Origin of the sequence: Pseudoalteromonas sp. 2CM36K (assembly GCF_023161865.1) — a bacterium.
Classification (GTDB): domain Bacteria; phylum Pseudomonadota; class Gammaproteobacteria; order Enterobacterales; family Alteromonadaceae; genus Pseudoalteromonas; species Pseudoalteromonas tetraodonis.
In genome coordinates, this window is the sequence record NZ_JALNTK010000027.1 from 41,459 (window position 1) to 54,445 (window position 12,987).

Below are 12,987 nucleotides of genomic sequence, written 5' to 3' on the forward strand. Positions count from 1 at the left end.
GCTTAAGCTATTTTATAAATTAAATCGCATTAAGGGTTGACTTGAGTCTGTAACTCTATATAGTAGTGCGCAGCTAGAAAGAAAGCATGATAATTTATAAATCTCCATTTCGTTGTTGTATAAGTAATACTTGTAGTACCGTCCTGAAGTTTTTAAGTACCATCTCATTTTTTGCTACACCGCCCATTAGGGCACAATTTAATTTTTATATCAGGAATAATACTATGTCTAACATCGTATCAGGTACAGTTAAGTGGTTCAACGAGTCTAAAGGTTTTGGTTTCATCGAGCAAGAAAATGGTCCAGACGTTTTCGCACATTTCTCAGCAATCAAAAGCGAAGGTTTCAAAACTTTAGCTGAAGGCCAACGTGTAGAGTTCACTCTTTCACAAGGTCAAAAAGGTCCTCAAGCTGATAACATCACAGCTCTATAATTTTACTTTTAAGTAAAATGAAAAAAAGCGCTTAAGGCGCTTTTTTTGTGTCTAAAATTTAAGAATATTACACCACCGCTTTAACACCCTAGTCATTTTTATTTCTATTTACGTCATCTGCTATTTTAACATTACAAACAGCGTTATAAATTAATAGTTTCTACATGCTTTCTAGGTTAAGGTTATTACTTAAATTATAGGGGGTGTTTATTTTTAAATTTACATTATTAGCGTTAGGGTTGCTATTTAGCCATAATATTCAGGCTAATGCGCCTAAATTGGTTATTTATACCGAAAGCTTTGCCCCTTACAATTTTCAAAATGAAGCTGGACAGCTAGCGGGTATTAATCATGACATAGTGAAAGACGCTTGTGATCGTGCCGCACTAGAGTGCGAATTTATTATGTTACCTTGGAAGCGTGCTTACCAGTTAGTGCAAAATAACCCACACTCAGCCATCATTTCTCTAGCAAAAACGCAAGAACGTATTCCTCTTTTTGAATGGGTGGGACCTTTGGTATCGAGCCAAACCTACTTTTTTAAATTAAAAACCAGCGACCATATTGTGATGAATGATATATCACAAGCTAAAAACTACTCGTTGGGCATAGTGCGAGGCGACATTTATGAAATGCTGGTGCGTCGACTTGGGTTTGTTACCGATAAAAACTTACTACTGTTTAGTGAAGCTGACTCATTTATGCGATTGTTTTTTAAAAAACGCATCGATTTAATTATTGGCTCTGATTTTACTATTGATCATCAAACTGAGCCATTTGGGTACTCTAGGGATGACGTGGTGAAGCTCAAGCAAATTAATGTGGATGAACTTAAAGGCAACTATATTGGCTTTAATAAAGCCGCTTCACCTGTGGTAGTAAAACGCTTTAATCAAGCACTTGAGCAGCTTAAGGCTGAGTCTGGCTATGAAGCTTACATTAAACGTTATGTAAAAAATTAAGCGTTTAGACCATAAGCACAGAAAAGCTCAAAAAGCTCCCGCTTAATAATGCCTATATTGCCTCTTCACAGCCTTCATTCTTGTTAACTTCGCTACCTTTTATACTCTCAAGTGCCTTGTAAAGGGCTAATAAGTAAATGCTCCTACAGCTACACAGTTGTTCATATTTTTTAGTAATACCAATTCGCTTAATCAAGTGGTCTATTTTGAGGCTGGAAAAACGAGTTGATAGCTAGGCAAAAAATTCGCTATTTAGTTGTTCTAAATGAGAATTTTTTAACACAGGTAGCGACACGTTTAGCCCCGCAAAATGATTAAGTATTATTGCGGATTGGTATAAGTGCAATGATGGCTTTTTAATGGCGTAAAGAGTGCGTGAATGAAAGCTTTGCTAGGGAATTTTTAGGTATGAATTGCTGAGGATTTAGAAAGTAGAGGCTATAAAAATGATAAAAGGGCCTTGCGGCCCTTGGTGAAGTATCGTTCAAGTCAGATAGTGCTTTAACCCCTTAAAGCGCTATCCTATTGTTTTGCAACAGTTGGATCGTCTCATTAAGTTTCTAAGCTAGCGAGAGGAAAAACCCAGCAATTGCTGCGCTCATAAGGTTAGCCATAGATCCTGCTAACACTGCTCTGAGCCCTAAGCGTGCGATATCCTTTCGCCGACTAGGCGCCATACCGCCTAATCCACCTAGTAAAATGGCTATCGATGATAAGTTAGCAAAGCCACACAAGGCAAAGGTAACAATTGCTTGTGTATGCGCACTTAACATATCGCGATAATTTATAAAGTCTAAGTAAGCAACAAACTCATTTACTACTAACTTTTGACCAATAAAGCTGCCGGCTAAAATTGCCTCATTCCACGGTACACCGAGTAACCATGCAACAGGGGCAAACAAGTAGCCTAAAATTTCTTGTAGCGTTAATGTAGGGTAATCAAACAACTCACCAATACCGCCTAATAAACCGTTTAATAACGCAATCAGTGCAACAAATGCTAAAAGCATGGCACCTACGTTTAATGCTAAGTGCATACCGTTTGCTGCGCCTGATGCTGCTGCGTCAATAACATTAACCGGTTTGTCGTCGCCTAAATCTATATCGGCTAAATCATCTTTAGGTGTTTCTGTCTCTGGCACTATCATTTTTGCCATTAAGAAACCACCCGGTGCTGCCATAAAGCTAGCTGCAATTAAATATTTAAGGTCTACACCAATAATTACATAACCGGCCATTACAGAGCCTGCTACGGTTGCCAAACCACCTACCATTACGGCAAATAACTCAGATTTGGTCATGGTTGCAATAAACGGTTTAACAATGAGTGGCGCTTCAGTTTGGCCAACAAAAATATTTGCGGTGGCTGAAAGCGACTCGGTGCGAGAGGTTTTCAATAATTTTTGTAAACCACCGCCTAAAATTTTAATTATCCAATCCATAATGCCAAGGTGGTAAAGCACAGCAACAAGTGCTGAGAAAAACACAATCACTGGCAATACTTGAATGGCAAAAATAAACCCAAGTGTATCTTGCGATGCTAATGGGCCAAATAAAAAGCCAATTCCATCGTTGGCATACCCAATAACCGATGAAACGGCGCGAGACATACTCGCTAATACATTTTTGCCTGCTTCAAAAAAAAGTACAAAACCGCCGATAATGACTTGCATTAAAAATGCGATACCCACGGTTCTTAGTTTTATTGCTTTGCGATCAGTTGAGGCCGCAAAAGCGATGCCTAGTAGCACTAGCATGCCTACTAAGCTCATAAATGTTGTCATACAAACGTTTCCCGTTGTTATTCTTGTAAAATGTACTTTATTTTACTTTTTATAATATCAATCGCAACGCGATTCATACCGCCTCGAGTCACAACTAAGTCAGCGTTATGCTTTGAAGGCTCAATAAATTGATAAAACATCGGTCTAACAGTTGCTTGATATTGCTCAACAACAGATTGTAATGTTCTGCCTCTTTGTTCCATGTCGCGTTGCATTCGGCGCATTAAACAAATATCCAATGGCGTATCTATAAACACCTTGATATCAAATTCTTTATTAAGCGCTTTATCGCTCAGTAATAAAATACCTTCTACAATGAGTATTTTAGCCGAAGCCACACGGCGCGTTTTATCGCTGCGTGTATGTTGGGCATAATCATAAGTTGGTACTTCAACAGAGTGGCCATTACGAAGTTGTGTTAAATGCTCAAGCATTAGTTCGTGTTCAAATGCATCAGGATGGTCGTAATTCGTTTGCGTACGATGTGCCATCGGCAAATGCGATTGATCCTTGTAATAAGCATCTTCTTCAATAATGGCGATAGCGCCTGGTTCAAGCTCATTTACCAATTCATTGTAAATAGTTTGGCTAAATAGAGATTTGCCGGACGCCGATGCGCCTGCAATAGCTATAATAGTTCGTGTCACTAAAGTTCTCACCCACACAGAAGGATATATTGTTGGTAGATCACAATAGCAAAAAAGACACGATTAATCTCTTTTGCTTCGCTTAAGAGTGCAAATTTATAATGTTTAGGTTTTATGAAACAGGACTTATGTCCTGTACGGAAAATTCGAAGAGCAGATAAAGTAACCACCTAGAACAGATGTGAGGTCACAATGGCAAGAGCAATTATCTTAATGGCGGATAGTTTAGGAATTGGCGCAGCACCCGATGCAGATAAATTTGGTGATGTTGGTGCTAATACATTCGCACATTTACTCAAGGCATATTATGACGAGACTGGCAGTAAGCTTTCGCTTCCTAACCTTTCAAAATTAGGGTTAGTGGATGCATGTGAAGCCGCTGGTAAAGAACCCTGTTTAGTTGCTGAGCGACATAAACCACAAGGTGCATGGGGTTACGCAAAAGAGCTTTCAAGCGGTAAAGACACGCCATCGGGTCATTGGGAAATGGCAGGCGTGCCAGTGTTATTTGATTGGGGTTACTTCCCTAAAACACAGCCGAGTTTCCCACAAGAATTTGTAGACGAGTTTATTGCTCGCACAGGTATTCCGGGTATTTTAGGCAATTGCCATGCCTCAGGTACCACGATTTTAGAGCAGCTAGGTGAAGAGCACGTAAAAACAGGTAAACCAATCTGTTACACCTCAGCTGACAGTGTGTTTCAAATAGCCGCGCATGAAGAATCATTCGGCCTAGAGAAGCTTTATCAAGTTTGCGAAATCGCACGGGCGCTGCTTGATGAAATGAATATAGGGCGAGTGATTGCGCGGCCATTTTTGGGTTCTAATAATCAAGATTTTGCCAGAACAGGTAATCGTCGTGATTATTCAGTATTACCGCCATCGCCAACATTGCTTGATGTACTTGCAAAAGACGGTGGCGAAGTTATCAGTATTGGTAAAATTTCAGATATTTATGCGCATCAAGGCATTACCCAAAAGCATAAAGCGCCAGGGTTGATGAACTTGCTAGAAAAAACCAGCGAAGTGGTGGCGACTGCGCCGGATCACAGTTTGATTTTTACCAATTTAGTTGATTTTGATGAAAAGTTTGGTCACCGCCGAAATCCTGTTGGCTATGCGAAAGCGCTCAAAGAGTTTGATGATTACTTACCCACTATTTTAGCGCAATTAAAGTCGGATGATTTATTAATGATCACCGCCGATCATGGCTGTGACCCGACCTTTCCAGGGTCTGAGCACACCCGTGAATATGTGCCGGTTATTGCCTATAAGCCAGGGATGAAAAACACCCCGCTGGGCGAACGCAATAGCTTTGCCGATATTGGCCAAACGCTTGCACAATGGTTTAACCTTGAAGCGTTAGAATATGGTGATGGCTTTATTGATAAGCTGAACACAGTTAAGTAACTTAAAAATACGCTCGCTATTTTTAAAGTAATAGGGCTTTTAGCCAAACAAAAGGAAAACAATCAATGAGTACTCCGCATATCAGTGCAAACGTAGGTGATTTTGCCGAAACAGTATTAATGCCAGGCGATCCGCTACGCGCACAATATATTGCTGAAAACTTTTTAGATGATGCAGTGCAAGTAACCGGCGTACGTAACATGTACGGTTTTACTGGAACTTACAAAGGTAAGCCAGTGAGCATTATGGGTTCTGGCATGGGCATTCCTTCAATGTCAATTTATGCTCGTGAGCTTATTGTCAGTTTTGGCGTTAAAAATATTATTCGTATAGGTACCTGTGGTGGTATCGGAAGCGATATTAAAATTCGCGACGTGATTTTTGCACAAGGTGCAAGCACAGATTCAAACGTAAATCGTGCCCGCGTTCGTGGTACTGACTTTGCTGCAATAGCTAACTTTGAATTACTTTTAAACGGCGTAAATGCAGCTAAAGATTTAGGTATCGATGCAAAAGTAGGTAATGTATTTACTACCGATACTTTTTATCAAGCAGACGACACGTTTTATAAAGATCTAGACAAACTAGGTGTACTCGCTGTTGATATGGAAACAGCTGGCTTATACGGCGTAGCAGCAGAATACGGCGCAAAAGCAATGGCATTATTTACCGTTAGTGATCATGTAATCACCGGCGAAGCAACACCTGCAGATGAGCGTCAAACCACGTTCAACGAAATGGTTAAAATTGCCCTAGAGTCAATTTAATTAACTATTTAAATAACCTGAACTTTGGTTAAGAGATTTACTATCCAGAGTTCAGGTTAAATACAACAGTTCCTTGGTAACGTATTCACTAAGTTTTGGAGACACGCCCAAAGTGAAGTGAGACTAAACCCGCAAAGCCGCATTTTATGCGGCTTTTTTTATACCTGAATTTAGGTGCCAGCACCGAGCACCGAGCTTTGGGCTTCGAGCTACGGGCTTTATGTTCCTAGGTTTCAGGTTCTAGGTTAAAGGTCAAAGGTTAAAGGTTAAAGGTTTTAGCAGTAGCTCGCAGCTCGTCACTCGAAGCCCGTTGTCTTCTCTTTGTTCAAACAGTTTTAGTGAATTTTGACAAAGAGGGCGAAGAGACGCTGCGCTTTTAGAGGAAATAAAAAAGCCAAATATTATTCTGTAGCAGCGATTTTATATCGCGTCAGATATGTATTTACCACCGAGAACATTGAGTTCACAGAGAAATGCTTAAAAAAAATACCAATTCACCTCTGTGTAGCGCGAAGCGCCTCGGAACCCTCTGTGGTGAAAAATTGTTTTTAGCAGTAAGTGCCTTTCGTAGCAGCGATTTTATATCGCGTCAGGTTAAAAATTATGGAGTAAATAAACGCGGGGTAAACCCGCTGCTACCAGTTTGATGTCTACACAAGCTCGCAGCTCGCCACTCGAAGCTCGCCACTCGCAGCTCGCCACTCGAAGCTCGCCACTCGCAGCTCGCCACTCGAAGCTCGCCACTCGAAGCTCGCCACTCGAAGCTCGTCACTCGAAGCTCGCCACTCGAAGCTCGCCACTCGAAGCTCGCCACTCGCAGCTCGTCACTCGAAGCTCGCTGCCTTCTCATTTATTTCCCTGTCAGTATTTATAACTTAATGCTAATGTTTAAGTTATAAAACTTGCTTTTAAAATGAACCACTTTAAAGTTTTAGCTGATAGCTAAAACACGTTTTACACTCTGGAGTAATTATGTCTAATTGGATTGATGCCACAGTAAAGTCAGTTAAATGGTGGAATGAATCGTTATTTAGCTTAACGGTTAACGCCGATGTAGAACCGTTTAAAGCAGGGCAATTTACAAAGCTCTCTATTATGGACGGTGAAAAACGCATTGCTCGTGCTTACTCGTATGTTAACGCACCAGATGATCCAAATTTAGAATTTTATTTAATTAATGTAGTCGATGGCCAATTGTCATCGCATTTAGCACAACTTACCCCAGGTGACACTGTACTAATGGAGCGTCGTGCTAGCGGTTTTTTTACCCTTGACGAAGTGCCAGCGAGTGAACAACTTTGGATGCTTAGCACCGGCACCGCTATTGGCCCGTTTTTATCTATATTGCAGCAAAGTGAGGTATGGCAAAAATACAAACATATCAACTTAGTGCATGGGGTACGGCAAAATAGCGATTTAAGCTATCAGGAGCTTATTAAAAAACTAATAAAATCACACCCTAGTCAACTGAACTATATTCCGGTTGTTAGCCGTGAGATGCCTTTACAAGGCTTAGCAGGCAGAATTACCACTGTGATTGAAAACAACGCTTTATATGAGCACGTGGGGTTATACGCGACACCAAATAACGCCCAATTTATGCTGTGTGGTAATCCGCAAATGGTTAAAGACACCACAGAGTTATTATTGGCTCAAAATTATAAGCGTAATCGTCGAAAAGAGCCGGGACATATCACGGTTGAGCAGTATTGGTAGCGAGCTATAACGTTATAATAACTATCTCATGAGGGTAAAATTTGCTATGTTGCGCTTTAATTGTATTTAGTCTTCGTACTTAGGAAATCCATGAAATCTTTATTTATTATTTGTGCCTGTTTATTGGCCGCTTTCACATTTAACAGTCATGCTATAGAGCAATCAACATCGCTGAACGAGACTAAACAAACACAGCAAAAAAATGCAGCGCAACAACAAGACGCGCTTGATACATTAAGCCAAGAGGCTAATACACCAAAAAAGCCAGTTGTTGAGAAAGTTAAAGCCGATGACTCTCAAGTACTTGGCAGCGAATCAACAAAGCCGGTTCAGCAGCCTAAAAGTAAAGTAGATAAAGCACAAGCTGTTGCGCAAGCTGAGCAAGCGGTTACACAAGCAAAAGAAGCACTCACAGCAAGGCAACAAGCCAAAGCAAAACAGTCGCGCGAGTCACTGGCTGTTGTTGAGCAATTAGTAAATGCTTACAACGCACGTAACATTGAAGAATTTATTCGCATGTATGATGAAGATGTTGAGTTTTATATTTTCCCGAATGAGCTATTATTTAAAGGCAAAGAAAAACTAATAGCGCGTTATGGCATTATGTTTAAAAAGCTTAAGTGTCTGCACTCATCACCTATTAAGCGTATTGTGCATGGTGACATTGTGATTGACCATGAGCTATCAGAAACCTGCTCTAACGATCCGAACGTGATAGATAAACGTTCAGAGCTTATTTCAAGCTATCAAATTAAAGATGGCAAAGTGGTTAGGGTATTATTTTTTAGGTAATTATTAATTATGCAGCTAAGTGACGAGAAAAAAATTCGTGTAATGTATCGTGTAGAGCCCGGCTGTTTAGGCCCTGAGGGTGTAGACCACATTGAAGACTTTTGTCGCTTTGCGAACAAGCATATTAAATCGCCATATTATGCGCAGTTATTATTTTTGCCTCGATACGACAAGCAAAAAGATGAGCGCCAATACAGCGTTAAAAGCCGCAATTTATCTCAGGTGCAGGCTAAAGCGTACTTAAATCATTTTGAAATTAATATAGAAGACTTTGAAGAGCAGCTCGACGAGCTGCTTACTAAGTCAATAGATTTGTACTTTAAACGCTAAGCTCTATTGACCTTTGTAGATTGATATTTATTTAATCTAGAGGCAGTTTAATTGCGGCGCGAGGTTCTAACCTAGTGGGGTCGATAACTGCGCCTAAGTGATTCTACTGGCTTACATCCTTGTAATAATAAGTAAAAACTGAGCAAAACTTTTGCGTTCTGCTCACGCTTTTTACCACCCTCCCTGTAGGCTACGAAGTTTAGGCTTCGTTTGAAACTATTGCATTAAAGCTGTCGTTATCATGCAGGCTGGCAAAGGCACTTTCATGAAGTAGCTCGTTTCGTAAGTTAGGTGAGTATTCAAGCGACATTTTTATATCGGCTAGAGCATCTGCATGCTCATGCGTTAAAGCATACGCACAGGCGCGCTGCCAGTATGCGTAACCATAGTCGCTATCTATATCAATTGCTTGATTACACAGCTCAATAGCTTGCTCAGTCTCATTTAATTCTAGTAAAGCATCCGCTTTGTAGGCAATGGCTTCTACATCTTCTGGTTTACGTTTTAAAATTTCATCGAATATTTCAATTTTATTCGCAATATCACTTTCAAGGTTGGCTCGCATCCATAACGAATGAACTTCATTAGTGATTGATATGCGTTCTTGGTTACTGAGTATTTCTTCAGAGCGTACTCGCAGTTTTTCTTCTAATATTTTCAAGCGATCTTCATATTCATCAGTAATAACACTCACTCGGGTGTTTACTATATCTTCTACTTTGTTCTTTACATCACGTAACGAGTTCCAACCTACTAAAACCAAAATAGACGCGGTGGCGGTAATAATAAAAAATACATTATTAATGGTATCTGTGGTGTAGGTAAGCGCCCGATCGGCGGTGTCTAACTGTGTATGCGTAACTTGTTTGGTCACGTCTTCACGCAGTTTTTGTTGATCTTGGCGTACCGACTTTAATTCGTCGAGAATATAACGTTCAAGTAATGGTTTGTACAAAGGGGCTTCTAGCTGTGCTAATTCACGCTGTTGTTGCTCGTTGAGTGCTGCGGTGTTTTTATCAGCAGCTTGCACCGCAGATGAAAAAACACCAATAAATACAATAAATAGTAAAAAATAAAAACGCATTGATATGCCTAGTTAAAAAATTAGTTAATCGCTTTGTTAACTTTAACATGCGCACATCATTGGTACTAGGGTGAGGATAGGGAAGCTGGAATTAACTCAAAATCTTTTATTACAGGCAAAAAAAATCCAGCCCAAGGTGGGCTGGAAAAAACTACATCAACATATCAAGGGAATAATAGGAGATAGGTGCTATTGTATGTTTGCCTACCTGAATTTTTACTTAACTAAATTCAAATAGATAAAAATTAGAAAGAAATAAAGGTGCATAAGTAACTTATACACCTTTTATAACTATAATTTCATGGCGAAGGGGGGTATTCCACTGTGCACTTAAGAAAACCTAAGTCACTTTCAAACCCTTCAGCGGACATTACGTGGCTATTTTTAATAACGATCATCTATTTTATAAAAAGTTTTAATATTTATTTACGCTAAGCACAAACATTGGCAGCATCATCACATTTATAAATGAGAGTAATCGTTTTAAAGCATTACTTTTCCCTAGCGTATCAAATCAGCTACACGTATATTGAATAAGCAGAAACCATAAACGTCATTCATTAAAATAATAGCGCTCCCAATTGGTGAATGCCAAAAGCAGTAAGCATGGGCGTTTTTACTTATATTTAAAAAGGAGCTCAATATGGATAATCATAAAGCGGGTAAATGCCCGGTTATGCACGGCAGTAATACTACAACCGAAAACACCAATACAGATTGGTGGCCAAACTCACTTAATTTAGACATTCTTCATCAGCACGATAGCAAAACCAGCCCCTACGACAGCGACTTTAATTACGCCGACGCGTTTAATTCACTCGACCTAGAAGCACTTAAAACCGATTTAAAAGATTTAATGACTCAAAGCCAACCTTGGTGGCCAGCTGATTGGGGGCACTATGGAGGCCTGATGATCCGTATGGCATGGCACTCTGCGGGCTCGTACCGTTTAGCTGATGGTCGAGGCGGTGGTGGTACCGGTAATCAACGTTTTGCACCACTTAATTCGTGGCCAGATAATGCCAACCTAGATAAAGCGCGCCGTTTATTATGGCCAATTAAAAAGAAATATGGCAACAAGCTTTCATGGGCCGATTTAATTATTTTAGCCGGTAATATGGCGTACGAATCAATGGGATTAAAAACCTTTGGTTTTGCCGGTGGCCGTGAAGATATTTGGCATCCAGAAAAAGACGTTTATTGGGGCGCAGAAAAAGAATGGCTTGCGCCAAGTGATGAGCGATATACCCAAGTTGATAAACCCGATACCATGGAAAACCCATTAGCGGCAGTGCAAATGGGTTTAATTTACGTAAACCCAGAAGGGGTGAATGGTAAACCCGATCCACTTAAAACCGCAGAACAAGTGCGCGAAACCTTTGCACGTATGGCAATGAACGATGAAGAAACCGCAGCGCTAACGGTCGGTGGCCATACAGTAGGTAAAACGCATGGTAACGGCAAAGAAGAAAACTTAGGCCCAGAGCCAGAAGCCGCCGATGTGCACGAGCAAGGCCTTGGCTGGAATAACCATAAAACCCGTGGCATTGGCCGCGATACCATGACCTCAGGTATTGAAGGCGCATGGACAACCCACCCAACTAAATGGGACAACGGCTACTGTAAATTGTTGCTCAATTACGAGTGGGAGCTAACCAAAAGCCCTGCTGGAGCTCATCAGTGGGAGCCGGTTAATATTAAAGAAGAAGATAAACCCGTCGATGTGGAAGACCCATCGATTCGTTTAAACCCAATAATGACCGATGCCGACATGGCAATGAAGCTCGACCCAGCGTACCGTAAAATTATTGAGCGTTTTAATGACGATTTTGAGTACTTTACTGACGTATTTGCCCGCGCATGGTTTAAGTTAACCCACCGTGATTTAGGGCCAAAATCACGTTATTTGGGCGCCGATGTACCCAGTGAAGATTTAATTTGGCAAGATCCTATTCCTGCAGTTAATTACACCCTAAGCGACGCTGAAATAACCGATTTAAAAGCGAAGCTACTTAATTGTGGATTAAGTGAAACCGACTTAATTAATACCGCATGGGATAGCGCACGTACTTATAGAGGCTCCGATCACCGTGGTGGTGCAAATGGCGCCCGTATTCGCCTTGCTCCGCAAAATAACTGGCAAGGTAACGAGCCTGCACGTTTAGCTAAAGTACTTAGCGCACTTGAAACACTGCAAGCGAGTTTAACTAAGCCTGTTAGTATGGCCGATTTAATTGTACTTGGCGGCACCGCTGCGGTTGAGCAAGCGGCTAAAAAGGCAGGAGTAGATATAACCGTACCGTTTGCCCCTGGGCGTGGCGATGCTAGTGATGATATGACCGACGCAGAGTCATTCGAGCCATTAGAACCCATTCATGACGGTTTTAGAAATTGGCTGAAAAAAGACTATGCTGTATCCGCCGAGGAGCTATTACTAGAGCGCAGCCAATTAATGGGCTTAACCGCACCAGAAATGAGCGTATTACTGGGTGGTATGCGCGTACTAGGTACTAACTATGGCAATAGTGAACATGGCGTATTTACCGATAACGTAGGCGTACTCAGTAACGACTTTTTTGTTAATTTAACCGACATGAACAACCGCTGGGAGCCTGCAGCTAAAGGCGAGTACAACATAGTCGACCGCGCTAGTGGTAAAACTAAGTACACGGCTACGCGGGTTGATTTAGTATTTGGTTCAAACTCAATACTCCGTGCACTGGCAGAGTTTTATGCTCAAGACGATAACAAAACTCGTTTTGTACACGACTTTGTCGCCGCGTGGGTAAAAGTGATGAACGCCGACCGGTTTGATATTAAATAAACCTAAGTAAAATTTAAAAAGGAGCAGCAATGCTCCTTTTTTTATATTATTTAAAGGTTAAAGGTTAAAGGTTAAAGGTTAAAGGTTACGAGCTGCGAGCTGCGAGCTGCGAGGTGCGAGGTGCGAGGCGCGGGTATAGTTTAATAACCTAGGCCTGACGCGATATAAAATCGCTGCTACCAAGAATTATCACCACGTAGCAGCGGGTTTACCCCGCGTTTTTGTGTTTAATGACCT

Annotated in this window: 11 protein-coding genes; 8 read left to right on the forward strand and 3 right to left on the reverse strand. The window is 41.0% G+C overall.

The annotated features are described in order from the left end of the window. The first annotated feature begins 224 nt into the window (after positions 1 to 224). Positions 225 to 434, forward strand: coding sequence for a cold-shock protein (locus tag MTN97_RS15630; protein WP_008467029.1), 210 nt, complete (start codon positions 225 to 227; stop codon positions 432 to 434). Between the two features lie 203 nt (positions 435 to 637). Beyond that, complete coding sequence (locus MTN97_RS15635; protein ID WP_036983617.1) at positions 638 to 1,396, forward strand: substrate-binding periplasmic protein; 759 nt, start codon at positions 638 to 640, stop codon at positions 1,394 to 1,396. 560 nt (positions 1,397 to 1,956) lie between these two features. Here the strand turns inward: MTN97_RS15635 and MTN97_RS15640 are convergent. Together MTN97_RS15640 and udk are read right to left on the reverse strand one after the other, a co-directional pair. After that, positions 1,957 to 3,180, reverse strand: a complete 1,224-nt coding sequence (locus MTN97_RS15640) for a NupC/NupG family nucleoside CNT transporter (protein ID WP_248474831.1) — start codon at positions 3,178 to 3,180, stop codon at positions 1,957 to 1,959. A gap of 17 nt (positions 3,181 to 3,197) precedes the next feature. Further along, complete coding sequence (gene udk / locus MTN97_RS15645) at positions 3,198 to 3,827, reverse strand: uridine kinase (RefSeq protein WP_008110733.1); 630 nt, start codon at positions 3,825 to 3,827, stop codon at positions 3,198 to 3,200. 192 nt (positions 3,828 to 4,019) lie between these two features. On the opposite strand from udk, the gene MTN97_RS15650 reads away from it, so the two are divergent. From MTN97_RS15650 to MTN97_RS15670, 5 genes are all read left to right on the forward strand, one after another. After that, positions 4,020 to 5,237, forward strand: coding sequence for a phosphopentomutase (locus MTN97_RS15650; RefSeq protein WP_248474832.1), 1,218 nt, complete (start codon positions 4,020 to 4,022; stop codon positions 5,235 to 5,237). A 65-nt stretch (positions 5,238 to 5,302) separates the two neighbouring features. Beyond that, positions 5,303 to 6,004, forward strand: a complete 702-nt coding sequence (gene deoD, locus MTN97_RS15655; protein WP_036955453.1) for a purine-nucleoside phosphorylase — start codon at positions 5,303 to 5,305, stop codon at positions 6,002 to 6,004. 972 nt (positions 6,005 to 6,976) lie between these two features. Beyond that, positions 6,977 to 7,720 (forward strand): ferredoxin--NADP reductase, encoded by a 744-nt coding sequence (locus tag MTN97_RS15660; protein WP_248474833.1) that lies wholly within the window; start codon positions 6,977 to 6,979, stop codon positions 7,718 to 7,720. A 90-nt stretch (positions 7,721 to 7,810) separates the two neighbouring features. Beyond that, a complete protein-coding gene (locus MTN97_RS15665) occupies positions 7,811 to 8,512 on the forward strand; it encodes a nuclear transport factor 2 family protein (protein WP_036983623.1) in 702 nt (233 codons plus the stop codon). Between the two features lie 9 nt (positions 8,513 to 8,521). Beyond that, positions 8,522 to 8,842, forward strand: coding sequence for a hypothetical protein (locus MTN97_RS15670; RefSeq protein ID WP_248474834.1), 321 nt, complete (start codon positions 8,522 to 8,524; stop codon positions 8,840 to 8,842). A gap of 199 nt (positions 8,843 to 9,041) precedes the next feature. Here the strand turns inward: MTN97_RS15670 and MTN97_RS15675 are convergent, their stop codons facing one another. Continuing rightward, a complete protein-coding gene (locus MTN97_RS15675) occupies positions 9,042 to 9,926 on the reverse strand; it encodes a tetratricopeptide repeat protein (protein WP_248474835.1) in 885 nt (294 codons plus the stop codon). Positions 9,927 to 10,569: 643 nt separating this feature from the next. Between MTN97_RS15675 and katG the strand changes: the two genes are divergently transcribed. Further along, entirely contained in the window at positions 10,570 to 12,750 is a 2,181-nt protein-coding gene (gene katG / locus MTN97_RS15680; RefSeq protein WP_248474836.1) for a catalase/peroxidase HPI, read from the forward strand. The last annotated feature ends 237 nt before the right edge of the window (positions 12,751 to 12,987 follow it).

Coding starts and splice junctions, on each gene's coding strand:
- MTN97_RS15630 (WP_008467029.1), top strand. CDS start 225: ATGTCTAACATCGTATCAGGTACAGTTAAGTGGTTCAACGAGTCTAAA.
- MTN97_RS15640 (WP_248474831.1), bottom strand. CDS start 3,180: ATGACAACATTTATGAGCTTAGTAGGCATGCTAGTGCTACTAGGCATC.
- MTN97_RS15650 (WP_248474832.1), top strand. CDS start 4,020: ATGGCAAGAGCAATTATCTTAATGGCGGATAGTTTAGGAATTGGCGCA.
- deoD (WP_036955453.1), top strand. CDS start 5,303: ATGAGTACTCCGCATATCAGTGCAAACGTAGGTGATTTTGCCGAAACA.
- MTN97_RS15660 (WP_248474833.1), top strand. CDS start 6,977: ATGTCTAATTGGATTGATGCCACAGTAAAGTCAGTTAAATGGTGGAAT.
- MTN97_RS15665 (WP_036983623.1), top strand. CDS start 7,811: ATGAAATCTTTATTTATTATTTGTGCCTGTTTATTGGCCGCTTTCACA.
- MTN97_RS15670 (WP_248474834.1), top strand. CDS start 8,522: ATGCAGCTAAGTGACGAGAAAAAAATTCGTGTAATGTATCGTGTAGAG.
- MTN97_RS15675 (WP_248474835.1), bottom strand. CDS start 9,926: ATGCGTTTTTATTTTTTACTATTTATTGTATTTATTGGTGTTTTTTCA.
- katG (WP_248474836.1), top strand. CDS start 10,570: ATGGATAATCATAAAGCGGGTAAATGCCCGGTTATGCACGGCAGTAAT.